This is a genomic window from Celeribacter persicus (assembly GCF_003050785.1).
GTDB classification, from domain to species: Bacteria; Pseudomonadota; Alphaproteobacteria; order Rhodobacterales; family Rhodobacteraceae; genus Celeribacter; species Celeribacter persicus.
Map to the genome: position 1 here is coordinate 221,733 of NZ_QAOH01000003.1, position 25,149 is coordinate 246,881.

Consider the following 25,149-nt stretch of genomic DNA (forward strand, 5'->3'; position numbering starts at 1 on the left):
CGAAGAAACGCCAAGGCAGCCATGCACGGTCTGTGATCTCAAACATACGTTCCATGGTGCTCACATATAGGCTGCGCGCGAGTCTCGCAAGAGAGATGCGCTTGCAGGATTGCGGTACGCCATGCCAAGCTCACCGAAAAGGGAGGCCCGAGTGGATCCGACGCAAATCACCAGTCTTTTGGGCGACACAGGCGGCCATGTGCTTTCGTTTCTCGAAGGGCTTCTGCGGCGCTGGAACCTGTATCAGATCGGAATCTCACTTCTGGCGCTCATCATCGCGATTATACTCGGGCGCAATCTGCGCACACGGATGCGCAGTTGGATGCGAGGGCTCGAAGGCCGCCCGAAATGGCAGTTGCGCTGGCTTCTGGCGATTGAAAAACGACTGATCCTGATCGTCTGGGCTGTGCTGCTTTGGGTCATGTATCTCGTGATGCACGAGATGACATGGCCCTCGCGCTCTTACCTGATCGCAATCCTCGCAAAGATCGTCACCGCATGGATCGCGGTCGAGCTGGTCGTTCAACTCGTCAAGAACCGCGCGCTCCGGCGATTGCTGCGCTGGGGGCTTTGGACCTATGTCACGCTCTATTTCTTCGGCGCCATCGAGGAGACCGCCGACTTTCTCGATACCATCGCGATCACTTTCGGCAGCTTTCGCCTCTCGGCTCTTGCGGTGCTCAAGGCGCTGGTCGTCACCGGGCTTCTTTTTACCTTCGCGCGGCTGATCTCGGGTCAGACATCGACCCAAATCCGGCGCAACGAGGATATTTCGCCTTCGATGAAGGAACTGATCATCAAGGGCGTGCAACTTGCCCTGTACGGTGCCGCTTTCTTCATCGGGCTCAAGGCCGTGGGTTTCGATCTCACCGGCCTTGCGGTTCTGTCGGGTGCGATCGGGGTCGGTCTGGGCTTCGGCCTCCAGAAGGTCGTCTCCAACCTCGTCTCGGGTGTGATCATCCTTCTGGACAAGTCGATCAAGCCCGGTGACGTGATCTCACTGGGCGACACCTTCGGCTGGATCAACACGCTGGGCGCACGCTACGCCTCGATCACCACGCGGGACGGCAAGGAATACCTGATCCCGAACGAGGACCTGATCACCGGCCAGGTGGTGAACTGGTCCCACACCAACGATTTCGTGCGGCTCGACATCTATTTCGGTACGTCTTACGGCGACGATCCGCATCAGGTGCGCAAGATTGCCATCGAGGCGGCGCAGCGCGTTGACCGCGTCCTGACCCACAAACCGCCCGTCTGTCACATCGTGGGGTTTGGCGATTCGTCCGTCGATTACATCCTGCGCTTCTGGATCACCGACCCGACGGGAGGACTGACCAATGTGCGGGGAAACGTCTATCTGGCGCTTTGGGATGCGTTCAAGGCAAACGACATTTCCATTCCCTTCCCGCAGCGGGAAGTGCGGGTGCTCGATGGTTCCGCCTTGACCACAAAAGCACTCGATTGAACTTTCCAGTCCGAAACATTGAGATTTACACATACCGATGTTACATTTGATCCATGCCCGGCGCCGGGGCGGAACGGCGTTCAACTTTTGGAGGACTATGTCCTGTCTCACGTACAGAGCGCGGCTGACCATGCCGCACACCCGGAGACGCCCATGACGGGTGCGATGCCGGACCGGATCGGAGGTCAGAAACTTCTGGACTTCGTCACACACTCCCTGGATCAGGATAAAGCCGAAGACCTCGTGTCCATCGACCTGCGCGGCAAGTCGGAGGTTGCGGACTACATGGTGATCTGTTCGGGTCGTTCAACCCGTCAGGTGAGCGCCATGGCCGAGAAACTCTCCGATGCGCTGAAACAGCAATGCGGGATTTTCTCCCGTGTCGAGGGCAAGGAGCAAGGCGACTGGGTGCTGATCGACGCGGGCGACGTGATTGTCCACATCTTCCGCCCGGAAGTGCGCGATTTCTATCAGCTTGAGAAAATGTGGATGTCACCCGAAGAGGCGAAAGCCGCTCTGGCGGGGAAAACCACCGCTAGCTGAGGCCCTATGAAGGTGCATATCTGTGCGGTCGGGCGCTTGCGCAAAGGGCCCGAAGCCACTTTGATCGACGACTACACCACCCGGTTTGACCGCACCGGGCGCGCGCTTGGCCTCGGCCCCCTGACAATCTCGGAGGTCGAAGACAAGAAGGGCGGCGGCATGGCGGCGGAGGCAACGCTTCTGGAACGCGCCCTGCCGAAAGGCGCGGTGATCGTCACGATGGACGAACGCGGTCAGGTGATTTCCTCCCCCGATTTTGCCGAAAAACTCGCAAGCTGGCGCGATGCCGGACGCTCCGATGTGGCCTTTGTCATCGGCGGTGCGGACGGGATCGACCCGGATTTGCGCGCGCAGGCGGATTTCTCCATTTCTCTCGGCAAGATGGTCTGGCCACATATGCTGGCCCGCGCGATGCTGACCGAACAGCTTTACCGCGCCGCCTCGATTTTGGCCGGTTCGCCCTATCATCGGGTATGATCAGAGTATTTTTACCAGGAAGAAGAGTAAAGCGGTTCAAACGGGCGCAGCGGCACGTTAGATAAGAGCAAAGAGTTCGCTCTCTATTGATAAAGGAGCCCGTCATGGCCGCGCCGAAACCTGTTGTTCTTTGCATTCTCGATGGTTGGGGCATCGGCCCGACGCCGGAAGCCAACGCGCCGGTTCTCGCCAACACCCCGAATTTCGACCGGCTGATGGCGGAATGTCCGCATAGCACGCTGATCACTTTCGGGCCAGATGTGGGACTGCCGACGGGACAGATGGGCAATTCTGAGGTGGGGCACACCAATATCGGTGCGGGCCGCGTGGTGGCAATGGATTTAGGGCAGATTGATCTCGCCATCGAGGACGGCTCTTTCTTCAAAAATGAGGCCATCGTGAAATTCGCCGAAGATGTGAAAGCCGCGGGCGGCACGGCGCATCTGATGGGGGTGATCTCCGACGGCGGCGTGCATGGGCATATCGAACACACGCTTGCGGCCGCCAAGGCGGTGACCGATCTCGGTGTGCCGGTCATCATTCATGCGATCACCGACGGGCGCGATGTGGCCCCGCAATCCGCCGATAAATTCATCGCCGATTTCGTCGCCCGCCTGCCGGAAAATGCCAAAGTGGGCACTGTGATCGGGCGTTATTATGCGATGGACCGCGACAACCGCTGGGAACGCGTGTCGCAGGCCTATGACGCTATGATGCATGGCAAAGGGATCGAGACCGCACCGGATGCCGTCAGCGCCGTCAAAGCCTCTTACGAACGCGGCGACGTGGACGAGTTCATCAAGGCAACCGTGATCGACGGCTATGACGGGGTCAAAGACGGCGACGGGTTTTTCTGCAACAACTTCCGGGCGGACCGGGCGCGGGAAATCCTGCGCGCCATCGGGGAGCCGGACTTTGCCGAATTCGACATCGGGGCGCGTCCGAAACTTTCCGCGCTTCTGGGCATGGTCGAGTATTCCGACGGGCACAACGCCTATATGACCACCGCCTATCCGAAACGTGAGATCAAGAACACGTTGGGCGAATGGGTCGCCAAACACGGGCTGAAACAATTCCGTCTGGCCGAGACGGAAAAATATCCGCATGTGACGTTCTTTTTGAACGGAGGCAAGGAAGTGCCGGAAGAGGGCGAAGATCGCTTCATGCCGAAATCGCCGAAAGTGGCGACCTATGATCTTCAGCCGGAGATGAGCGAACCCGAGGTGGCGGAGAAATTCGTCTGGGCGATTGACGAGGGGTATGACCTGATCGTCACCAATTTCGCCAACCCGGACATGGTCGGGCACACCGGCATTCTTGAGGCCGCCATGGCCGCCTGCGAAGCTGTGGACGACGGGCTGGGCAAGGTGATTGCGGAGCTTGAGAAGGTCGGCGGCGCGATGTTGGTGATTGCGGATCACGGCAATTGCGAGACCATGGTCGATCCGGTGACGGGCGGGCCGCATACGGCACATACGACGAACCCCGTGCCCGTGATCCTGTTCGGCGGGCCGAAAGGCGTGAAACTGCGCGATGGCGGGCGGCTTGCGGATGTGGCGCCGACGATCCTTGAACTGATGCAACTGCCGCAGCCGGAGGAAATGACCGGCGTGAGTCTCATCGTCAAATGATGCGGATTTACGCCGCGGCGTTCTGTCTGGCCCTGAGCGGCCCTGTGCAGGCACAGAACAGTCCCACGGCTCTGGCCGAGGCGGCTTTGGCTCAGTTCAACGCCGCGCATAGTGCGCTGCAAGCCGCCGAATCGTCGACCGACCGGGTCAAGGCGTTGACCGGCGTGGTGCGCGCCTATGAGGACGGGCTTGATGCGATGCGGGCCGGACTGCGCCAGGTGTCGCTTCGTGAAGCCGAACTGTCGCGCGAGTTTTCCGATGAGAGCGGTCAGTTCGCACAACTTCTCGGCGTGCTGATCTCCATGAAACCCGATGCCTCTCCCGAGGCACTGGTGCATCCCGGCGGACCTCTGGGGCAGGCACGCGCGGGGATGCTGGTCTCCGCCGTCACCCCCGCGATGCAGGCGGAGGTCGAGGACATCCGTGTGCGCCTCGAAGAAATACAGATCCTGCGCGAGTTGCAAAGCGAATCTCTGGCGACCCTGTCGCAGGGGCTTCAGGACGTGCAGCAGGCCCGCACCGACTTGTCGCAGGCGATGTCGGACCGCACCGACCTGCCGCGCCGGTTCACCGCCGATCCCGAACGGATGCAGACCCTGCTCGACAGTTCGGAAACGCTCGAAGCCTTTGCCTCGGGCCTCGCGATCATGGATGTGGTCGACGGGGTGCCGCCGATCACCGATCCGAACAGCACCCGCGGCAACTGGCCGATGCCCGTCCCCGGCAAGATGTTGCGCGGCTATGACGAGGCAGACGCCGCCGGAGTGAAACGTCCGGGCTGGCTCTGGGCCACGCGGCCTTTGTCGCTGGTCACGACACCCTGGCCCGCGACCGTGCGTTACAAGGGGCCGTTTCTCGACTACGGAAACGTGATCATCCTTGAGCCCGCAAATGACGTATTGCTCATTTTGGCGGGACTCGATGAGGTTTATGGAGAGGTTGGCGCAGTTCTGCCCGCCGATACCGCCGTGGGCCTGATGGGCGGGGCCACGCCCGATCTCGACGCCTTTGTCCAGAATGCCACACAAGGCACTGGCGCGGGTTTGTCGGAGACGCTTTATATAGAGGTCAGAGAGGGCGGGCAGCCCGTGAACCCCGAACGCTGGTTCGCAGGTGCCCCGCTTTGAGACGATCAAGGGTCACGCGGGCTGCGGACCGGAGAGAGGAAAGAGATGAAGAAATACATGATGGCCGGGGTTGCCGGCATCCTTGCAGGCACGCTGATCTCGACGCAATTCGCCGGACCGCTCCTCGCTCAGGAGGCAGAGAAGACGACGAATGTCTATGAACAGCTCGACCTCTTCGGCGACGTGTTCGAGCGCATCCGCGCGCAATATGTCGAAGAGGTGGATTCAGAAGAGCTGATCGAAGCGGCAATCGACGGCATGCTATCCTCACTCGACCCGCATTCCTCCTATCTTTCCCCGAAAGACGCCGCCGACATGCGGGTTCAGACCTCCGGTTCCTTCGGTGGCCTAGGGATCGAGGTCACGCAGGAAGAGGGCTTCGTCAAGGTCGTTGCCCCGATGGACGGCACGCCCGCCGATATCGCAGGCGTCGAGGCCGGGGATTACATCACCGCCGTCGATGGTAAGAGCATTCTGGGGATGACCCTTGACGACGCGGTGGAACTGATGCGCGGGCCGGTCGGCTCGGAAATCGTTATCACCGTGGTGCGTGAAGGGGTCGAGGAGCCGTTTGACGTTTCGATCGTCCGTGACACGATCAAACTGACCGCCGTGCGCTCCCGCGTCGAGGGCAATGCCATCGTGTTGCGCGTGACCACCTTCAACGATCAAACCTATCCGAATCTCGAACAGGGACTGAAAGACGGGATCGAGGAGCTAGGCGGTCTTGAGAATGTCGACGGGATCGTCGTGGACCTGCGCAACAACCCGGGCGGTCTGCTCGATCAGGCGATCAAGGTGTCGGATGCCTTCCTCGACGAGGGAGAGATCGTTTCCACCCGTGGACGCAATCCGGAAGACAGCACCCGCGTCAACGCCACCGAGGGCGATCTGGCAGAGGGGAAACCTCTCGTCGTGCTGATCAACGGCGGGTCCGCTTCGGCCTCTGAGATCGTCTCCGGCGCGTTGCAGGATCACCATCGCGCCGTCGTCGTGGGCACCAAGTCTTTCGGCAAAGGCTCCGTGCAAACCGTGATGCCGCTGCGATCCGACGGGGCGATGCGCCTGACCACCGCGCGATATTACACACCATCGGGCCGTTCCATTCAGGCGCTCGGCATCTCGCCGGACATCGTCGTGGAACAGCCACCGCGTCAACCCGTTGAAGAAGAGACGGAGGAAACACCGCAGTTCCGGTCCGAGGCCGATCTGCGCGGGGCGTTGAACAACGACAGCCTGACCGAGGACGAACGCGCCAAGATCGAGGAAGAGCGCGCCGCCGCGGAAGAAGCCGCGAAACTGCGCGACGAGGACTTCCAGCTGGCCTATGCGATCGACCTGCTCAAGGGCTTGTCGAAAATTGGCGATTGATACGATCCGAGGGGCGCTTCGGCGCCCCTCATCTTTTTGAGGCACCTCTCATGAGCAAAGATTTCTCCACCCTGCCATATCGCCCCTGCGTCGGCATCATGCTGATTGACCCGGAAGGGCGGGTTTTCGTCGGAGAGCGCATCGACACGCCCGGAGCCTGGCAGATGCCGCAGGGCGGGATCGACCCCGGTGAAATGCCACAAGAGGCGGCATTGCGCGAGCTTTGGGAAGAAATCGGAGTAACCGCCGATCTGGTCGAGGTTCTCGGCCACACCCGCGACTGGCTGACCTACGATCTGCCGGATCACCTTCTGGGCAAGGTGTGGAAGGGCAAATATCGCGGTCAGAAGCAACTCTGGTTCCTGCTGCGCTTCAAGGGCACGGAAAAGGATATCGTCCTCGAAACCGATCACCCCGAATTCAGCCATTGGAAATGGACAGATTCGACCGGATTGGTCTCTGATATCGTGCCTTTCAAGCGCGACATCTACGAGGCGCTGGTGGACGAGTTTCACGACCACCTCGCCTGAACTTCAGCGTAAGAGTTTCAGCAACTCCTGAGACGGGTAACCATCCGGCGTCACCCCGACGGAGGCCTGAAACGCCCGGATCGCATTAATGGTGTTGGGCCCGACGATGCCGTCCACCTTGTCGTCCAGAAAGCCTTTGCGTTTCAGAATGCGCTGCATCTGCTCCCTTTCCTTGAAGGACAGCGGCGCATAACCGCGCGGCCAGGAGGCCTGAATTTCCGACCCGCCCTTGAGACGATCCGACAGGTGCCCGACGCCGATCACATAGGCGTCCGCCTTGTTGTACCGCTCCAACACGGCGAAATTGTCGAAGATCATGAAGGCCGCACCCTGCGCACCCGCAGGCAACAGGATCGAGGCCCGGCCATAGTTCGGAACCGGCTTGCCATCGACCCCAACCACGCCCAAAGCGGCCCAATCCGAGGGCGCACGCATATTGTCGCGTCGTGCGGAAGTATAGTCGAACCCGCGCGGAAGGCGCACTTCCACGCCCCATGGCTGCCCCTTGTTCCAGCCATGCCGCGCCAGATAGGCGGCGGTGGAGGCCAGCGCGTCGGTCGGGTCGTTCGACCAGATGTCACGCTTGCCATCGCCATTGCCATCGACCGCGAAGGCTTCGAAAGAGGTCGGGATGAACTGGGTGTGGCCCATGGCGCCCGCCCAGCTGCCTTTCATGTTGCGGGCATGGGTGTCGCCCTTCTGAAGAATTTTAAGAGCCGCAATGAGCTGCTGTTCGAAAAACCGTCCACGCCGCCCGTCGTAGGCCAGCGTCGCCATGGCCTCGATCACATTGATGTCGCCACGATGCTCGCCATAGGCGCTTTCCAGTCCCCAGATCGCCGCCACGACATATTTATCGACACCATAGACCCGTTCAATCCCGTCAAGGACACGGGCATGCTGGCGCATCGCCTTTTGGCCGTTCGACACGCGGGTGGGCGATGCGGCGCTGTCGAGATAATCCCAGATCTGTTTCGTGAATTCCGACTGGTGCCGGTCCTTGGCGATCACATCGGCGTTGTAGCGCACCCCGCGAAACGCCTCTCTCAGCGTGGTTTCAGAAATCCCCTCACGCCGCGCCCGCACTTTGAAACTCTCGATCCAGGCTTCGAAACCAGCCTGTGAGGCGATATTTTGCACCAATCCTGCTCCCGGAAGTTGCGGCACATCCTGCGTCATGCGCACAGTGCTCTGCGCGAAAGAGGGGCTGAGACCAAGGCCGAAAACAACACTTGCGGCACCGATGACAAGGCTACGCATTCTGACTGCTCCATTTGCTTTTGCCTCAGCCTAAACCGAATCCCGGCGCATCTTGAACCGGACAAATATGGTGACGGCAAATTTCCGCTATTTTTCAGCGCCTGCGACGCTCGACTTTCTTGCGGATTTTGGCTTTTTTCGCCTGACCCTTGTTGTACTTGCGCGACACGACGCGCCCCTTCGCCCGACGTGGCCCGCGCGGCAGACTTGCCCCGTCAATGGACAACAATTCCAGTTCCAGCCCCCCGGTCACCGGCACCGCCTCGGCAATGCGCACCACGACCTTCTGGCCGATGGAAATCACCATGCCGGTATCGGCCCCCATCAGGGTCTGTTCCTTCGGGTCATAATGAAAAAACTCCGCCCCCATGCTGCGCACCGGCACAAGCCCGTCCGCGCCGGTTTCGTCGAGTTTGACGAAGGCTCCGAATTTCTGGATGCCGGAAATATGCCCGGTCATCTCATTGCCGACCCGCTCGCTGAGATAAGCCGCAAGATAGCGGTCATTGGTGTCCCGCTCCGCCGTCATCGACCGCCGCTCGGTCTCGGAGATATGTTTTGCCGTGGTTTCGAGCCTTTCCACATCCTCTTCGGACAGCCCGTCCTTGCCCCAGCCATGAGCCGAGATCAGCCCACGGTGCACGATCAGATCGGCATAACGCCGGATCGGCGAGGTGAAATGCGCGTAGGACCGCAGCGCCAGACCGAAGTGACCGTAGTTTTCCGGGTGGTAATAGGCTTGAGTCATCGAACGCAGGGTGGAGATGTTGATCAGCTCGTCGTGATCCGTGCCCTCGGCCTGCGCGAGAAGCCTGTTCAAATGCGAGGTATGGATCACCTGCCCTTTGGCAAGCGTAAATCCCGAGGCCTGCGCTACCTCGCGCAGGGCATCCAGTTTTTCGTCGGAGGGTTCCTCGTGGACACGATACAAAAGCGGTCGGTTGCGGTGGAACAACTCCTCTGCGGCGGCGACGTTGGCGAGCACCATGAACTCTTCGATCAGCTTGTGTGCGTCATACCGCTCCGACAGCGCCACGGATTTCACCCGTCCGTCATCGCCGAGGACGATCTTGCGCTCAGGCAGATCCAGATCCAGCGGCTGACGGGCTTTGCGTGCCCGGGTCAGTGCTTCATAAGCCCCATAGAGCGGCGTGATCACCGTCTCCATCAGCGGGTCGCATTTGTCATTCACCTGACCGTCACGCGCCGCCTGCACCTCCGCATAGGTCAGCGAGGCGACAGAACGCATCAGCCCGCGCATGAAGCGGTGCGACAGCTTTTTGCCATCCGCGTCGATGACCATGCGCACGGCAAGACAGGCGCGCGGCACGCCCTCATGCAGCGAGCAGAGATCGCCCGAGAGCCGATCCGGCAGCATCGGCACCACACGATCCGGGAAATAGGTCGAGTTGCCGCGCTTCCATGCCTCGCGATCCAGTGCCGAACCGGGCGTCACATAATACGCCACATCGGCAATCGCGACCCAGAGGAGAAACCCACCTTCATTCTTCGGATCAGGGTCGAACTCAGCCCAAACCGCATCATCATGGTCGCGCGCATCCGCCGGGTCGATAGTCACGAGCGGCAGCTCGCGCAGGTCTTCACGCCCCTTGAGACCCGCAGGTTTCGCCTTGTCGGCCTCTGCGATCACTTCATCCGGGAAGTCGTCGGGGATACCGTGTTGGTGAATGGCGATGAGCGACACCGCTTTCGGCGCGCTTGGATCGCCCAGCCGGGTCACGATCCGCGCATTCGGCAAACCAAGACGGTTTTTCGGCCCGGCCTGTTCCGCCTCGACCAGCTCTCCGTCCTGTGCGCCATAATCGTTGCCCGGCCGCACGAGGTAGTCTTTCTCATTGCCCTTGTCGATCGGAACGACCCGACCGCCCTCCGCGCCTTTGCGGTAGATGCCGAGGATTTTGCGTGGATTAGAGCCGAGTTTTCGGATCAGACGGGCGACATATTGGTGATCGTCGGCCTTCACCTCCTGCAACTTGGCAAGGATGCGTTCGCCTTCGCCAAGCGCCGGATCGCTTTCTCTCAGGGAGAGCAACACACGCGGCTCCGGCCCCTCGCCTGCCCATTCGAGCGGCTTGGCAAAAAGATCGCCATCCATATCGGGGGCCAGAACGGCCAGAACGGAAACGGGCGGAAGCTTGTCCGGATCGCGGTAGGTCTTGCGCCGTTTGCGCAGATGCCCCTCGTCCTCAAGCTCCTTGAGCACGCGTTTAAGATCAATGCGCGCCGCGCCCTTGATGCCAAAGGCTTTCGCGATGTCGCGCTTTGCTGTCTGGGTCGGGTTGTCCGAAATCCATTGCAGGATTTCGTCTTTGGTCGGGATGCTGCTCATGGCTCAACGCTACCACGCACCGCATCGCCTCACCACTGGCAAAGCGGGGTGTCGCGCAGAATTCATGCAGGGTATTGGAGGCGATATAAATCCGCGCCTGTGTCCACATCCGAAAGCACATCGCACCGCCCCCAGTTTAGTGATGGTGCCGAGGCCAGAGTGTCCTCCAACGCATATTCCGTTGACCAGCGCACGTTGCGCAGAAAGCCTGCAGGTTGCTGCGCCGGATGCCGTAATCCGATCAGCCAGTAACCGCCATCCGTGGCCGGTCCGATCATCGCAGAATAAGAGCCAAATCCAGCAAAAGCTGCCTGAATATGGTGTTTCCGAATGCCCGGAATATCCGAGCCGATGAGGCAAGACGGCGCGCCTCCTACATAGGCCAGACATCTTGCCATACGTGAACCGAGATCACCGCTGCCCTGCGGGATGCGTGGCAGATATCCGGGCCAGATGCGGCTGCGCATCCCCTCCCGATCCGGGCTGACCGCAAGAACGATCCGCCAGCGCGGGTCTCGCAGATTTCGAAGGGTTCTCATCACCTGATGCCGATACCACCAGGTCGCGGCGACAAGACCCAAATCCAGTCCAAGGCGTGTTTTTACGCGCCCCAGATACGGCTCCTTGACCATGACAATCAGGGTCGGCTTCACAGATCCAGAACCATATCGGTGTGTGGGATGCCGCCGTCCATGTAAACCTCACCCATGGTCCGGAAACCGAAACGCTCATAAAAGCCGATGGCGTGGTTTTGCGCTCCGAGCTTGGCCTTTTTCAGATGCGGACGCTTACGCAGTTCCTCAAGGCAGGTCTCGATCAGCCGTGCTCCGAGACCCGTGCCGCGTTGCGATTTCACGACACAAACCCGGCCGATTTTGCCAGTCTCGCCAACTTCAAACACCCGCGCGGTTCCGACCGGCACTCCCGCCTCATCAACCGCGAGAAAATGCGTGGCGATATCATCGAGATCGTCGATCTCTTCGTCCAGCGGCACGTTCTGTTCTTCGACAAAAACCTCAAAGCGCAGGGCCAGACAGGACTTGATATCCTCGGTTGGTGCAATGGTCACGGTCATGAGAAATAGTCTCCGATCAGGCAGGAATAGACCCTTTTCAGGTCTTCGATATGGGCGATTTCGACATGTTCGTCGACCTTGTGCATGGTCTTTCCGACAAGACCGAATTCCACCACGGGGCAGTGATTCTTGATGAACCGCGCATCCGACGTGCCGCCGCTCGTGGAAAAAACCGGCTTTTGCCCGGTGACCTTTTCGACGGCTCCGGCAACCAGATCGACGAACCGCCCCGGCGGTGTCAGGAAGCTTTCGCCGGAAATCTGGAAACGCACCTCGATGTCGATCCCGGTTTCCTCGGCCATCCGTGCGGCTTTGGCGCGTATCCATTCGCTCAGGGACGCCCCGGTATGGGCATCGTTGAAGCGGATGTTCACGGTGGCGACAGCCTGTGCCGGAACCACATTGGTGGCCGGATTGCCGACATCGAATGTGGTCACTTCGAGATTGCTTGGGTCGAAATGCGCTGTCCCCTGATCGAGCGTATGGGTGGAAAGCTCCGCCATCAGACGCGCCAAAGCCGGAACCGGGTTTCGGGTCTGGTTCGGATAGGCCACATGCCCTTGCACGCCACGGGCAACAAAATAGGCGGTGATCGACCCACGCCGTCCGATTTTCATCATCTCGCCCATGGTGTTCGGACAGGTCGGCTCACCCACGATACAATCGCTCATCGCCTCACCTGCCTCCGTCATGTAGTCCAGAAGCGCAACGGTTCCATCCGTCGCATCGCCCTCTTCGTCCCCGGTGATCGTGATGATAATTGCAGTATCATCCGGCTGGTTTTGGGTCGCATAATCGCAGGCTGCGGCCACAAAGGCGGCCACACCGGATTTCATATCCGTTGCACCTCGCCCCCAGAGGATGCCGTCCGAAATCTCGCCTCCGAACGGTTCATGGGTCCATGCCGCCGCATCGCCAACCGGCACGACGTCAGTATGACCGTTGAAACCCAGGGTCCGTGCCGCCCCCTTCTCCCCCCAACGGGCGAAAAGGTTCGGAGTGCCGTTGCGGTCCACCCGAACACAGTGGAACCCTGCACCTTCGAGCGTGGTCTGTAGCAGGCTCAACGCACCTCCCTCCTCGGGTGTCACGCTCGGACAGCGGATCAGGGCGGCGGTCAGGTCAACAGGATCGAACGACATCAGGGACTCCTTTTGCAACAGAACTACCGTCCCGCCGGGCAATGGGCAATGTCGCTTGTGGCAATGCGGTCACAAGCGACAGCGCGGCGAATCCGCAGCACAAGAAAGATTAGAAAAACTTCGAAAACCTGCGTTAAATTCGGCAAAACAAAATGAGGCAGGCGGTTTCGGACAGCACCGGGTCAACCCGGGCGTTTCAGACCAGCATTTAACAAGTATCCATGCGCATATGTCATGCGCGATGTCAGCGTATCCAAAAACCCTGCTTCACGAAGGTGAACGGTTGCAAAGCCCTTTGCGGTGCGCGACCCCGTCGGAGGCAGACATGGCCTGGCTTGGCGCAACGGCGACAGATCGAAACCCTGTTTACAACCCGCTTGGGTTGGACAAAGGCATATCGCGCGCGAAAGTGCCGTCACGCCGTCTGACGCGCGGTGGTCTTCTTTTGGAAACCATCATTCCGGATCAGTTCCGTCAGCCCCTCGATCTTTTGACCTACGAGCGTTTCGACCGTTTCCGCCGTAGCCTTCATATGGTTCTGGGTCCGAATGGTCGCCTTTGGGCCGCGATTGAGAGCGATCGCGCCCTCTCGGTGCTGACTCTCGATCTCTCTGCCTGGCGCAAGGATTCGCCCATACGCATTCTCTATGGCTGGGATCTCGCAGATGCGACTTGCTGGCTCGGCGCCGAATGTCTGGAAACCGGAGAAATAAAATCCGTGGCCGGGTCGGAACCCGCAGCTTTGCATGAAGAGGATCTCGCCCGCGTGCTATTCGCAGTCGATGGCGCCTCCCTCGCCTCAGATGTCGGTTGTTTCGCGTTTGCCGATCATATCGAGCCTTTGGGCTATACCGAAGGCATCGCACCGGGCGCTCTGGTGGAAACCGAATACGGCCCCCGCGCAATCGAGCGTCTCACACCGGGTACGCTCATTGTCACTCAATCGGGGGTGCTCTCGCCTTTGCTGGCCAATATCAGCGCGACCCTGCCAGCCGTCGGTCAGATGTCTCCGCTGCGACTGCGCCGCCCGTTCCAGAATCTGCGGCAAACCCTCGAAGCCACGCCACGTTGTGAAATCGTCACCCATGGCGTCGACACCTCTTACCTGTTCGACGCAGAGCATGTCACGATGCGCGCCATGCATATCGCACCGTTCCTGCCCGGCTCCAGACCCTGCCTGAGCTTGTTGTCGACACGGCATAACCTCGTCCTTGCCGATCATGATCCCTATCGCGTCGCGGGAATCGCGGTGATGCCCTTGAGCCGGAATCACTGTGCCGAACACCGCACGTTGACACGCTTGTCACATCTGAAAACGGACGATATCCCCATGCGCAACGCCACTTCTCCGGCAACTTTGTTGCGCCATGAGGCCATTGCACTTTTGTCGGAACGTTATCTTTGATCTGTGATTGAAAGCATCGCCTGCCCTGTGCCATATGCGACAGGAGATGAGGGGATGACATGAAACTTATTTTTCGCTTTTTAGCGGCGCTTTTTGTGTTTCTCAGCCCGGCCACATTCTCGGCTGAAAGCCACAAGATCATGACTATAACCCGCGTGCCATTTTCCATGGAGGAAAACGGCAAAGAAACCGGGTTTTCCCTGGAGCTCTGGGATGCGCTGGCCGAGGAACTTGGCTGGGAGTACGAAGTTTCCCGCGTAAGCAGTTTTCCCGAAATGCTCGGTGCGATCCAGAACGGCAGTGCCGACGCCGCAATCGCCAATATCTCCATCACCGCCAACCGCGAGTTGGTCATGGATTTTTCCCAGCCGATTTTCGAGGCCGGGTTACAGATCATGACCGATACAGATGGGAGCGATGTGTCGATCTGGTCGGCCGTCATATCGCGAGACATGCTGATTGCCATCGCCGGAGCATTCGCGCTTCTGTTCGGCGGCGGCATGTTGATGTGGTATTTCGAAAAGCACCATCAGGACTATTTTGACATGCCTGCACGCAAGGCGATGTTTCCCGCCTTCTGGTGGGCGCTCAACCTTGTCGTGAATGGCGGTTTCGAGGAACGACAGCCCCGCTCTCCGATGGGACGCGTTTTCGGGGTCTTTCTGGTGATTTCGTCCCTGTTTCTGGTCTCTGTCTTTGTCGCCCGCATCACCGCCGTGCTGACCATCGACGCGATTCAGTCGAATGTCTCAGGGATCGGCGATCTCTACGGCAAATCCATCGGCACCGTCGAAGCTTCGACCGCTGCGGATTTTCTTGAGCGGCGTGACCTGCGGTTCACGGGTTATGCCAATCCGACTGAGTTGATCGAGGCCTTCGAGGCCAAGGAGGTCGATGCCGTCGTTTTCGATGCACCCATTCTGGCCTATTACGTGGCCCATGAGGGCAAGGGCAAAGCGCGGCTCGTCGGACCGATCTTCCTGCCGGAGAATTACGGCATCGCCCTGCCGACCAATTCCCCCTATGCCGATCAGATCAACCACAGCCTGTTGAAGCTTCGGGAAGACGGTACGTATGACACGATCTATCGCAAGTGGTTCGGAGCCAAATAGGCTCTAACCCAGCGGGGCACGTCTCTGATCTTAGTGGCGCGTTCCGTCGTCGCCTTCAAAAAACGGTGTCATCTGCGCCACGATCACCGAATTCTCGTCGAGTGCACGCTGCATGAGGTCTTTTTCCTCATCGGAAATGTCATGCCCCTCGGCAAGCCGCTCCTCAAGCGTGCCATAGCCCGTGACATCCAGCGGCGCGAGATCGGCCTGTTTCAGGATCGCCACGGTTTCGCGCACGGCCTCCGCCTCGTCCACACCGGAGGCATATATCATCAGCGCTCCGCCGGTCGCCTCTTTCGGCAAGCCATCGCCCTCCTTGCGGCCGACTTCGACCAGGAGCGTGTAGACTTTCTGACGGGAAGGTTTGGCTGTTTTCGACATAGCCTTCCTTTGCGGAGGGATCGCAGGAAAGTCAAGCGTACCATTATCGGCAGGGCTTGACGTTATGTTATCACATATCTAATTTACGTTCCCGTCTCTCCACGAAGGATCATGCATATGTCTGAACGTCTGCCGGTTACTGTTCTCTCGGGTTTTCTCGGTTCCGGGAAAACCACACTACTCAATCGTCTGCTCAACAACCGCGCCGGCCTGCGCGTGGCCGTCATCGTCAACGATATGTCTGAGGTGAATATCGACGCCGATCTCGTGCGTCAGGGCGGTGCCGATCTGTCACGGACCGAGGAAACTCTGGTCGAAATGAGCAACGGCTGCATCTGCTGCACACTCAGGGACGATTTGCTGACCGAAGTACGGCGTCTCGCAGAGGCCGGCAAATACGATTACCTGCTGATCGAATCGACCGGGATCGCCGAACCGCTGCCTGTGGCCGCGACCTTTGCCTTCCGTGACGAACATGGCGAAAGCCTCGATGACATCGCTCGGCTCGACACGATGGTGACCGTGGTCGACACTGTGAATATGCTCAACGATTATTCCAGCCATGATTTTCTTGAAGATCGCGGCGAGGTGGCAGGCGAAGGCGACACGCGTCGGATCGTCGACCTTCTGGTCGATCAGATCGAATTCGCCGATGTCATCGTGCTGAACAAGGTGAGCGACGCAGGCCCGGACAAGGTCCTTGCCGCGCGCAAGATCGTCGCCGCGCTCAACCCCGACGCCAAGGTCATCGAAACGGATTTCTCCAAAGTCGCAACCGAGGATGTGCTCGGCACCGGATTGTTCGATTTCGACCACGCGCATGAACATCCGCTCTGGGCCAAGGAGCTATACGGGTTCGCCGATCACGTCCCTGAAACCGACGAATACGATGTCACATCCTTCGTCTACCGCGCGCGGCGTCCCTTCGACCCCTCTGCAATCGAAGCGGTGCTGAACGGCGATCTGCCAGGAGTGATTCGTGCGAAAGGACATTTCTGGATGGCCACTCGCCCCGAATGGGCTGCCGAATTTTCCATGGCGGGTGCGCTCAGTACGATCAAGCCCCTCGGCCAATGGTGGGCTGCCGTACCGGAACATTACTGGCCCGATCACCCGGAAGGCCGGGCGCAGATTGCCGAGGTCTGGGCCGATGGGTTCGGCGACCGGCGTCAGGAAATTGTCTTCATCGGCTCGGGCATGGATGAGGCCCTGATCCGGGCAAAACTCGATGCCGCGCTGATCGGTCCCGAAGACCGGATCGACCCTGATCTGGCCAAAACGCTCAGGGATCCTTTCCCGCAATGGGGTCGCGCGGCGGCATGAGCAATCTCAACACCTCCCTGCGCAAACGCAGACGGTCGTGTGATCCGATGCGGGAGTTCGATCACCTGCCCAAGGCGCTGAGGCTTTGGTTGTCACAAGCCGCTCTGCCCTGGTCGCCGCGCTCCGTGCGGCGGCTCTGGTCCAAAGCCCTGCATCTCCATGGAGGGTGTGAGGATCGTGCCCTCGCCCACCTGTCTGAAATCGAGTCCAGACGCCTCGCAAAGGACTCACCCCAAGTCTGGGGTGCGGTCTTTCAGTAATCGTAAAGCAGGTTCGGCGCGGGTTATCGCACGCGCCGGGCCACCCAGATCAACAGGATCGCACCGAAAATGCCGACGATCAGCTGCGGCAACCAGCTGTTCGCGGCATAGATGCCCAGAAGCGACAGGATCAGGTTCAGCACGAAGGCTCCGACAATCCCAAGCAAGATATTGGCAAGCAAGCCAGTGTCGGCCTTCATCAGGCTGCTGGCGATCCAGCCCGCAAGACCACCAACAATGATCGACGCAATAAGTCCAAGTCCCATGTGAGCCTCCTGTCCTAAGTCTCAACTCAACGAAAACGGGCGCTGAAAGGTTCCCCTCTCAACACCCGTTACCACATCTCTGCGGAAAAATCAGTCGCGCAGCAGCTCGTTGATCCCGGTTTTGGAACGGGTCTTGGCATCCACGCGTTTCACGATCACCGCGCAATAGAGATTTACACCGTTTTTCGACGGCATCGTGCCCGCAACGACGACGGAATAGGGCGGCACTTCGCCGTAGAACACTTCGCCGGTTTCACGGTCGACGATCTTGGTGGACTGACCGAGATAGACGCCCATGCCGAGCACGGAACCCTCGCGGACGATTACGCCCTCGGCCACTTCGGCACGCGCGCCAATAAAGCAGTTGTCTTCGATGATCACCGGACCGGCTTGCAGCGGCTCAAGCACGCCACCGATGCCAGCACCACCCGAGAGGTGGACGTTCTTGCCGATTTGCGCGCAGGAGCCGACCGTGGCCCAAGTGTCGACCATGGTGCCGCTATCGACGTAAGCGCCAAGATTCACGAAGGACGGCATGAGAACCACACCCGGTGCAATATAGGCAGATTTGCGAACCACTGCGTTCGGCACAGCGCGGAACCCCGCCTCTTTGAATTCGGAAGTGCCCCAGCCTTTGAACTTGCTGTCGACCTTGTCCCACCAGCCGGAACCTTGCGGACCGCCGTCATGCAGTTCCATATCCTTGATACGGAAACCAAGGAGCACGGCTTTTTTGGCCCATTGGTTCACATGCCAGTTGCCGTCATCCTGTTTTTCGGCCACACGAATCTCGCCCTTGTCGAGCGCGTTCAGGGTCGATTCAATCGCCTCGCGGGTTTCGCCACCGGTCGCGGGGGTAATGGTATCGCGCGCGTCCCAGGCGGCTTCGATGGCGGCTTCGAGCTGTGCATTCGACATGTTGGTCTCCGAGGTCGTCGTGAAATATAGGTTCCCGCAGGCTATAGTCGCTGGAGGACGTCCGCGCAACGCGCGTGAGAGCACAGGCGACGAGACAAAACGACATAGAGGCACATACATGACCGAGCAGAAACCGATTTCCCGCCGCCACCCCTTGCGCGACAGCCGGGTGGATCAGGAGGCCGCCCGCCACATCCCGGACACGCCGCAGACGCGCTCACCGTCCTATCGGCTTGCGTTCACAGATGACGAATTCATGCTGCGTGACGATCTGCGGCCGGTACGGTTGCAGCTGGAACTGCTCAAACCCGACCTGATGATGCAGGAATTCGGCGTCGAAAGCACCATCGTGATGTTCGGCGGCGCGCGTATTCCATCGCCCGACAAGAAAGACACGGCAAAGACGGAGACGCTTGCGGAACTGTCGAAATACTATGACGAGGCGCGTGAATTCGCCCGAATCATGACCGAGCGCAACAACGGCCATAAGGAAAACGTCATCGTCACCGGCGGCGGACCGGGCGTGATGGAAGCGGGCAATCGTGGCGCCAAGGACGCGGGCGGGCTGTCCATTGGTCTCAACATCGTGTTGCCGCATGAGCAGGCGCCGAACGAATATGTGACCCCGGAGTTATGCTTTAACTTTCACTATTTCGCCATCCGTAAGATGCACTTCCTGATGCGCGCAAAGGCCATTGTGGTCTTCCCCGGCGGGTTTGGCACGTTGGACGAGATGTTCGAAAGCCTGACTCTTATCCAGACCGGACGGATGAACCGCGTGCCCTTCCTGCTGTTCGGCAAGGCTTTTTGGGAAAAGATCATCAACTGGGAGGCACTGGCCGAGGCCGGAACCATCGCGCGCAAGGATCTTGAGTTGTTCAAATTCGTCGAGACCGCCGAAGAGGCGGTAAAAGCCATCGACGACTGGCCAAGTGCGGGTTTGCGCGCGACCCTCGAAGGACGCTAAAGCGTCCCGCCTTTAACCTGAGACATCAGATAAAGGCAGGGCGTGTGCAACGTTCAGATGTTGCGTGGCGTTCGGCCAAAAGCTGTGCTTCAGTTTATTGGCCGAACACTTTAGGTTCAGGCCTGCTGTTGCAGCACGGTTTCGACCTCATCCGTCTTGACCGGATCAGCACTCTCCATAAGTCGATGCATATAGCGGTCGAGCGCCATTTCCTGAACCATCGCCCCGATCGACTGACCGGTTTCCCGCGCCAGAAGGTGAAGCATCCGCACCGTGCTTTCCGGCAGGAGCAGCGTGAGTTTTTCCATGGAAATCTCCCGTCAGAAAGGCAGGACCTTTTGTTCAAGGTGGCGAGTTTCGAGATGGTGATGGGCGTGTCCGGGAAAGGGCGCGTCGAAACGTTCCATGAGGCGTGAAGAGGGCTGCCCGATCTCGGAGGCCTTACAAAGCCGCTGGCCCTCAACAGTCTGAAGGATCAACACGCCACCACGTTCAGCCAGTTCATAGCCCTTCGCACGGAGCACGTCCTGAAGATCATCCCAACCCGTCGCATAGGCGAAATCATGCGCGAGATAGGCAGTCAGGGTGTGCGGTTTGCGCGGCCCCTTGTAGCCGAACGCCCCTTCGAGCGGGCGCACGGCCTCATCAAGCCTGTCACGAATGAAAGCCCCCAGAGGCAGACCGGCACGCGCCGCCGCGCGTTGTACACGGTCGCCAAGGTCGTCATCGAATCTGATCTGTATCCATTCCATACCCGGACTGTGCGTCGGGTATGGTTAAAAAGAGGTTATTGCGCCTGTAGTCCAGCCTCGGCCTCGATCTGACGCCGTGACTTGCGCGCGCGTTCGGTCGCGGATTTGAGCTGACCACAGGCGGCCATGATATCCTCACCCCGCGGCGTACGGATCGGAGAGGCATAACCCGCCTGCATCAGGATCGTCGCGAACGCCCGAATGCGGTTGTTCGAGGACCGTTTGTAGGGCGCGCCCGGCCATTCGTTGAACGGAATGAGGTTTACCTTGGCCGGAATACCATCCAGAAGTTTCACCAGACGACGCGCGTCCTCATCGGTGTCGTTCACATCCTTGAGCATCACGTATTCAAAGGTGATGCGTTCGGAATTGGTCGCCTTGGGATATTCGCGCAATGCGTCGAGAAGTTTCTCGATGTTCCATTTCTTGTTGATCGGCACCAATACGTCGCGGGTCTCATCGGTCGTGGCGTGGAAGGACACGGCCAGAAGACAGCCAATTTCCTCCGCGGTGCGATGAATTTCCGGCACAACCCCCGAGGTGGACAGCGTAATGCGACGACGACCGAGCTGAATCCCTTCGGCGTCCATCACGATCTTCATCGCATCGCGGACGTTCTCGAAATTATAAAGCGGCTCACCCATCCCCATCAGAACGATGTTGGACAAAAGCCGCGTCTCGTCTTTCGGCGCGCCACGTTCGGGCCATTCGTTCAGATCGTCACGCGCCATCATCACCTGACCGACGATCTCGGCGGCGGTGAGATTGCGCACAAGTTTCTGCGTCCCGGTGTGACAGAAGGAACAAGTCAGCGTACAGCCCACCTGCGACGACACACAGAGCGTGCCGCGACCTTCCTCCGGGATATACACAACCTCGACCTCATGCCCGCCGTCGATGCGGACAAGGTATTTACGGGTGCCATCCTCGGAAACCTGTTTCGACACGACCTCCGGCACACGCACCTCGAATTTTTCGGCCAACATGGCGCGGTAATCTTTGGCGAGGTTAGTCATCTCCGCGAAATCGCGCACACCCCATTGGTAAATCCATTGCCAGATCTGCCCGGTCCGCATCTTTGCCTGTTTCTCTGGCGTCCCGTTTTCGATCAAGGTCTGACGCAGCGCATCACGGGTCAACCCGACAAGGTTGATCTTGTCAGACGGCGTTTCCTTGCGCGGAAAAGTCATCACATCCTGCGTAATCGGTGCGCTGGGTTCCATGGCGGGTCTCGTCGATAGCGGTGATTAAGCGGCCCATTTACAGGATTCCATCCCGAAACACCATATGAAAAGGCCCCGCGCATGCAGGGCCTCGATCACATCTCTCATGCAGCGTTTACTTGCCACAGCGTTTGGCCGCTTCCTCGACCGAAGCCGTAAATCCCAGAAGCGAGAAGGTATCCTTGGTGATCGTCCCACGCGAAGAACGCCCGGTCAGCGTCGCCGTGGAGCCGCGTTTCATCGCCGCGATGATCTTGGCATCGTCTTCGGGCGTGACGGCCCAAGCGGTCTCGTCATCGGAATTGGTGAACAGCGTGAAACCGGTGCCGCCGATGTCCATGGTCACCTCGGAACCCGGTTCGAACGGATAACCGCCAAGGAAGGACACCTGACCGTTTACACCATTGCCCGGCGCATAGGTCACGAACAGCAGAATGTCGGAGCGCGTCACCGATTTCGGACGTCCCGAGCTGTCGGTGTTCAGGGTCTCTTTCGGAATCGACACCGCCCAACAGGTCTTGGTCGGGTTGCTTTCCTCATAGACATACCAATCGGTGTTCGACCCCACCTGATTGGTGCTTTGCTGTGCAAGGGCCGGTGCGGCCATCCCGGCCAGCGTTGCCGCAAACAGGGTCTGTCTCACGAAAAAATTCATTGATCTCTCGCTGCCTCTCGTTCATCCGGCCTTGTGGTGACCTCGTCCTCCGCTGTCTATAGCTGCGGTTTTCCGGCAAGGTCAGGCCATTTCCATCGTCTTCGGGGCACAGTAACGTAAATCCGCCGATTTGGGAAAGGCCCTTGGCAGAAATTCGCTGAAACGTGAAGGGGCGGAAAAGATGGTTGAAATGCACCCGATGGTCGAAGTCTGGCGCGGCCCCATTCTGGAAAGCCGTCACGCCGGGTTTGCCGTGATCTGCAACGCCCGTGGCGAAGTCATTGAAGGCTGGGGAGACATCGACACGGTGATCCTGCCGCGCTCCTCGGTGAAAATGATCCAGGCCTTGCCTCTGGTCACCTCCGGCGCCGCCGATGCCAAGGGGTTGACCGAGCATCAGCTCGCCTTGTCCTGCGCCTCGCATCAGGGGGCGGTCATCCACACCGACCGGGTGGCGGCCTGGCTCAAGGATCTCGGCCTGACGCAGGACGACCTGATCTGTGGCCCGCAGGAACCGTGGGACATTCCGACCCGCAACGCGCAGATCAAGGCCGATGCAGGCAAGTGCCGCATCCACAACAATTGCTCCGGTAAACATTGCGGTTTCCTCACGCTCACCCAGCATCTTGGGGCAGGACCCGATTACGTCGACCCGGATCATCCCGTGCAAAAAGCCGTGCTTGATGCGTTCGAAACCGTCACCGGGGAAACCTCTCCCGGCTTTGGTATCGACGGCTGCTCCGCCCCGAATTTCGCGACCTCTGTCCGGGGGCTTGGCAGGGCAATGGGCTATTTCGCGGGAGCGCGTGAAGATGGCAACACGATGGAGCGTGCGGCTTTCCGGCTGGCGAAAGCGATGCGTACCCACCCAGATCTCGTCGCAGGCGAAGGCCGTGCCTGCACCGAACTGATGCGCGCCGCCCGTGGTAAAGCGACGATCAAGACCGGGGCCGAGGGTGTCTTTACCGCCATCCTGTCGGAACAGGGTCTGGGAGTAGCGCTGAAAATCGGTGACGGAGCAACACGCGCCTCCGAATGCGCCATCGCCGCGATTCTCGTGAAACTCGGTGCGCTCGACGCAAATGACCCCTTGGTGAAAAAGCGGCTCAATCCCGATGTCCCGAATTTCGCAGGGATCAACACGGGCGAGATCAAACCGGCTACGGGATTTCCGGACTAAGGCTTTTCTAATGGCTCAAATACTCAAAACCACTCGGAAACGAGTTTGAGCGCCAAAGCCGTCGAGGCGATCACCAGCACCGGCTTGATCAACCGTGCGCCGACTTTCGTGGCCAGTGTCGAGCCGACATAGGCTCCGGCGATCTGCGCCGCCCCCATGGCAAGGCCGAGCATCCACAAGGGTTTGGCCACAAGAACGAACCCCACGAGTCCGCCGACATTGGAGGCAAAGTTCAAAAGTTTGGTATGCGCGGTGGCCTTGAGGATGCCGTAGCCCGCGAGGCTGACGAAACCGAGCATGAAAAACGCGCCTGTCCCCGGCCCCAGAAGCCCGTCATAGAAGCCGATGAAAGGGACGAAGGTGGTGGCGAAAAGCACCGGCGTGATGCGTTGGGTCCGGTCCATGTCGTTGAGACCGGGTTTGAAGGCAAAGAACAATGCGATGGCGATCAGCAACACAGGCAACCCGAGGCGAATCACATCCGTGGGAAGCGAACTTGCCAAAAGCGCGCCAAGTACTGCGCCGGAGAATGATAAAAGCGCCGGGCCGATCTGTTTGCGCAGGTCCACATGACCGGCACGGGCATAGTTGATCGCCGCCATACCTGCGCCGAACAGCCCCTGCACCTTGTTGGTCGCGAGCGCCTGCACCGGTGGTATGCCCGCGAGCATCAGCGCAGGCACGGTGATCAACCCGCCGCCACCGGCGATGCTGTCGACAAACCCGGCGGCAAATGCCGCAGCGATGAGAATCAAAAGAAGGTCGAGTGAGACCTCAAACATCGGCGAAGTCGGATTTGGCGTAACCCTGCACATACAGCAGCGCCGAGAGATCGCCGTGGTTGATGCGAATGTCGCATTCGGCGGCGACCGAGGGTTTCGCATGAAGCGCCACACCCGCCCCCGCCAGCTTCAACATGCCCAGATCGTTTGCCCCATCCCCTACGGCGATCACATCGGAATGCGGAATGCCGAGACGTTCGGAAATCTCTTCAAGCGCCTGCACCTTGGCCGCACGCCCGAGAATCGGAAGACCGGGCTTGCCCACGAGGGTACCGTTTTCCACCAGAAGCGTGTTGGCGCGGTTTTCGTCAAATCCGAGCGTTTCGGCGACATACCCGGTAAAAGCCGTAAAGCCACCGGAGACCAGTGCGCAATAGGCCCCGTCACGTTTCATCGTCGCGACCAGTTCCTTGCCGCCGGGCATGAAGGTGACGCGGGTGTCGATGACCTGTTGAATGACACTTTCCGGCAGACCCTTCAAAAGCCCGACCCGTTCGAGCAGCGCGCCCTCGAAATCCAGCTCGCCGTTCATCGCCTTGGCGGTGATCTCCTTGACCCGCTCACCGACGCCAGCAACATCCGCAAGCTCGTCGATGCACTCCTGTTGGATCATCGTCGAATCCATGTCGGCCAAGAGCATCTTCTTGCGACGTCCCTCGGCAGGAAGAACAATCATATCAATGCCTTGGGTTTGCAATCCCTGCCAGACATCCCATTGGTTCGACGGTACGCTCTCGACCATGAATTCCGCCGCTTCACCGAGCGCGAGCCACTTGAGATCGCCACCGCCCCAGGCCGAGCGCAGCGCGTCGACGGTGGTCAGATTGAGCGCGGGAGAGGCGGGATTGGTCAGAAGCGTGACGACGTACATGGCGGCTCCGAAAGGTCATATGGAGGGCGAATTTTGCTTGCCTGATAGCGCGCGAAACGCGGGCTTACCAGTCTTAACCT

At 59.6% G+C, this 25,149-nt stretch carries 27 protein-coding genes; 13 read left to right on the plus strand and 14 right to left on the minus strand.

Annotated elements, in window-relative coordinates:
- Positions 1-151 precede the first annotated feature (151 nt).
- The 7 genes from C8N42_RS05795 to C8N42_RS05825 all read left to right on the plus strand — a co-directional run bounded on the left by C8N42_RS05795 (position 152) and on the right by C8N42_RS05825 (position 7,147).
- Positions 152-1,468, plus strand: coding sequence for a mechanosensitive ion channel family protein (locus C8N42_RS05795; RefSeq protein ID WP_245889976.1), 1,317 nt, complete (start codon positions 152-154; stop codon positions 1,466-1,468).
- Positions 1,469-1,621: 153 nt separating this feature from the next.
- Positions 1,622-2,011 (plus strand): ribosome silencing factor, encoded by a 390-nt coding sequence (rsfS, locus tag C8N42_RS05800; protein ID WP_096806263.1) that lies wholly within the window; start codon positions 1,622-1,624, stop codon positions 2,009-2,011.
- Positions 2,012-2,017: 6 nt separating this feature from the next.
- Positions 2,018-2,488 (plus strand): 23S rRNA (pseudouridine(1915)-N(3))-methyltransferase RlmH, encoded by a 471-nt coding sequence (rlmH, locus tag C8N42_RS05805; protein ID WP_107815602.1) that lies wholly within the window; start codon positions 2,018-2,020, stop codon positions 2,486-2,488.
- A 104-nt stretch (positions 2,489-2,592) separates the two neighbouring features.
- Positions 2,593-4,119 (plus strand): 2,3-bisphosphoglycerate-independent phosphoglycerate mutase, encoded by a 1,527-nt coding sequence (gene gpmI / locus C8N42_RS05810; RefSeq protein ID WP_107815603.1) that lies wholly within the window; start codon positions 2,593-2,595, stop codon positions 4,117-4,119.
- Positions 4,116-5,246, plus strand: coding sequence for a murein hydrolase activator EnvC family protein (locus C8N42_RS05815; protein WP_245889977.1), 1,131 nt, complete (start codon positions 4,116-4,118; stop codon positions 5,244-5,246). Before gpmI ends, C8N42_RS05815 begins: the two co-directional genes overlap by 4 nt.
- Before the next feature lie 45 nt (positions 5,247-5,291).
- Positions 5,292-6,617 (plus strand): S41 family peptidase, encoded by a 1,326-nt coding sequence (locus C8N42_RS05820; RefSeq protein WP_107815604.1) that lies wholly within the window; start codon positions 5,292-5,294, stop codon positions 6,615-6,617.
- Between the two features lie 50 nt (positions 6,618-6,667).
- A complete protein-coding gene (locus C8N42_RS05825) occupies positions 6,668-7,147 on the plus strand; it encodes an RNA pyrophosphohydrolase (RefSeq protein ID WP_107815605.1) in 480 nt (159 codons plus the stop codon).
- Positions 7,148-7,150: 3 nt separating this feature from the next.
- Here the strand turns inward: C8N42_RS05825 and C8N42_RS05830 are convergent, their stop codons facing one another.
- The 5 genes from C8N42_RS05830 to dapE all read right to left on the minus strand — a co-directional run bounded on the left by C8N42_RS05830 (position 7,151) and on the right by dapE (position 12,974).
- Entirely contained in the window at positions 7,151-8,407 is a 1,257-nt protein-coding gene (locus C8N42_RS05830) for a lytic murein transglycosylase (protein WP_107815606.1), read from the minus strand.
- 94 nt (positions 8,408-8,501) lie between these two features.
- Positions 8,502-10,757 carry a ribonuclease R gene (gene rnr, locus C8N42_RS05835; protein ID WP_107815607.1) on the minus strand — a complete coding sequence of 752 codons (2,256 nt, stop codon included), beginning with the start codon at positions 10,755-10,757 and terminating at the stop codon, positions 8,502-8,504.
- A gap of 62 nt (positions 10,758-10,819) precedes the next feature.
- Positions 10,820-11,410, minus strand: a complete 591-nt coding sequence (locus C8N42_RS05840) for a TIGR04282 family arsenosugar biosynthesis glycosyltransferase (protein WP_245889978.1) — start codon at positions 11,408-11,410, stop codon at positions 10,820-10,822.
- Positions 11,407-11,832: a GNAT family N-acetyltransferase gene (locus tag C8N42_RS05845; RefSeq protein WP_107815608.1), complete on the minus strand. Its 426-nt coding sequence runs from the start codon at positions 11,830-11,832 to the stop codon at positions 11,407-11,409. Before C8N42_RS05845 ends, C8N42_RS05840 begins: the two co-directional genes overlap by 4 nt.
- A complete protein-coding gene (dapE, locus tag C8N42_RS05850) occupies positions 11,829-12,974 on the minus strand; it encodes a succinyl-diaminopimelate desuccinylase (protein WP_107815609.1) in 1,146 nt (381 codons plus the stop codon). Before dapE ends, C8N42_RS05845 begins: the two co-directional genes overlap by 4 nt.
- Positions 12,975-13,299: 325 nt before the next feature.
- Here dapE and C8N42_RS05855 point away from each other — a divergent pair, with 325 nt between their 5' ends.
- Positions 13,300-14,379: a Hint domain-containing protein gene (locus C8N42_RS05855; protein WP_107815610.1), complete on the plus strand. Its 1,080-nt coding sequence runs from the start codon at positions 13,300-13,302 to the stop codon at positions 14,377-14,379.
- 59 nt (positions 14,380-14,438) lie between these two features.
- Entirely contained in the window at positions 14,439-15,491 is a 1,053-nt protein-coding gene (locus tag C8N42_RS05860; RefSeq protein WP_107815611.1) for a transporter substrate-binding domain-containing protein, read from the plus strand.
- Between the two features lie 30 nt (positions 15,492-15,521).
- On the opposite strand, the gene C8N42_RS05865 is transcribed toward C8N42_RS05860, so the two are convergent.
- The gene (locus tag C8N42_RS05865; RefSeq protein ID WP_107815612.1) at positions 15,522-15,872 is read right to left on the minus strand and encodes a hypothetical protein; all 351 of its coding nucleotides are present in this window, start codon (positions 15,870-15,872) and stop codon (positions 15,522-15,524) included.
- Positions 15,873-15,989: 117 nt separating this feature from the next.
- On the opposite strand from C8N42_RS05865, the gene C8N42_RS05870 reads away from it, so the two are divergent.
- A complete protein-coding gene (locus tag C8N42_RS05870; protein WP_107815613.1) occupies positions 15,990-17,195 on the plus strand; it encodes a GTP-binding protein in 1,206 nt (401 codons plus the stop codon).
- A complete protein-coding gene (locus C8N42_RS05875) occupies positions 17,192-17,455 on the plus strand; it encodes a DUF6525 family protein (RefSeq protein ID WP_107815708.1) in 264 nt (87 codons plus the stop codon). Before C8N42_RS05870 ends, C8N42_RS05875 begins: the two co-directional genes overlap by 4 nt.
- A 23-nt stretch (positions 17,456-17,478) precedes the next feature.
- On the opposite strand, the gene C8N42_RS05880 is transcribed toward C8N42_RS05875, so the two are convergent.
- Complete coding sequence (locus tag C8N42_RS05880; RefSeq protein WP_107815614.1) at positions 17,479-17,721, minus strand: GlsB/YeaQ/YmgE family stress response membrane protein; 243 nt, start codon at positions 17,719-17,721, stop codon at positions 17,479-17,481.
- A gap of 90 nt (positions 17,722-17,811) precedes the next feature.
- Positions 17,812-18,639: a 2,3,4,5-tetrahydropyridine-2,6-dicarboxylate N-succinyltransferase gene (dapD, locus tag C8N42_RS05885; RefSeq protein WP_107815615.1), complete on the minus strand. Its 828-nt coding sequence runs from the start codon at positions 18,637-18,639 to the stop codon at positions 17,812-17,814.
- A 118-nt stretch (positions 18,640-18,757) separates the two neighbouring features.
- Between dapD and C8N42_RS05890 the strand changes: the two genes are divergently transcribed.
- Complete coding sequence (locus tag C8N42_RS05890; RefSeq protein WP_107815616.1) at positions 18,758-19,606, plus strand: LOG family protein; 849 nt, start codon at positions 18,758-18,760, stop codon at positions 19,604-19,606.
- 116 nt (positions 19,607-19,722) lie between these two features.
- On the opposite strand, the gene C8N42_RS05895 is transcribed toward C8N42_RS05890, so the two are convergent.
- The 4 genes from C8N42_RS05895 to C8N42_RS05910 all read right to left on the minus strand — a co-directional run bounded on the left by C8N42_RS05895 (position 19,723) and on the right by C8N42_RS05910 (position 22,236).
- Positions 19,723-19,914: a hypothetical protein gene (locus C8N42_RS05895; protein WP_107815617.1), complete on the minus strand. Its 192-nt coding sequence runs from the start codon at positions 19,912-19,914 to the stop codon at positions 19,723-19,725.
- A 12-nt stretch (positions 19,915-19,926) separates the two neighbouring features.
- Positions 19,927-20,358, minus strand: coding sequence for a hypothetical protein (locus C8N42_RS05900; RefSeq protein ID WP_107815618.1), 432 nt, complete (start codon positions 20,356-20,358; stop codon positions 19,927-19,929).
- Between the two features lie 35 nt (positions 20,359-20,393).
- Complete coding sequence (gene rlmN / locus C8N42_RS05905; protein ID WP_107815619.1) at positions 20,394-21,581, minus strand: dual-specificity RNA methyltransferase RlmN; 1,188 nt, start codon at positions 21,579-21,581, stop codon at positions 20,394-20,396.
- Positions 21,582-21,696: 115 nt separating this feature from the next.
- Positions 21,697-22,236 (minus strand): invasion associated locus B family protein, encoded by a 540-nt coding sequence (locus C8N42_RS05910; RefSeq protein ID WP_107815620.1) that lies wholly within the window; start codon positions 22,234-22,236, stop codon positions 21,697-21,699.
- 181 nt (positions 22,237-22,417) lie between these two features.
- Between C8N42_RS05910 and C8N42_RS05915 the strand changes: the two genes are divergently transcribed.
- Positions 22,418-23,416, plus strand: coding sequence for an asparaginase (locus tag C8N42_RS05915; RefSeq protein WP_107815621.1), 999 nt, complete (start codon positions 22,418-22,420; stop codon positions 23,414-23,416).
- Between the two features lie 23 nt (positions 23,417-23,439).
- On the opposite strand, the gene C8N42_RS05920 is transcribed toward C8N42_RS05915, so the two are convergent.
- Both C8N42_RS05920 and serB read right to left on the minus strand, forming a co-directional pair.
- On the minus strand, positions 23,440-24,198 hold the full coding sequence (locus C8N42_RS05920) for a TSUP family transporter (RefSeq protein ID WP_107815622.1): 759 nt from the start codon (positions 24,196-24,198) through the stop codon (positions 23,440-23,442).
- Positions 24,191-25,069 carry a phosphoserine phosphatase SerB gene (gene serB, locus C8N42_RS05925; protein WP_107815623.1) on the minus strand — a complete coding sequence of 293 codons (879 nt, stop codon included), beginning with the start codon at positions 25,067-25,069 and terminating at the stop codon, positions 24,191-24,193. The genes C8N42_RS05920 and serB overlap by 8 nt, the downstream gene beginning before the upstream one ends.
- Between the last annotated feature and the right edge of the window lie 80 nt (positions 25,070-25,149).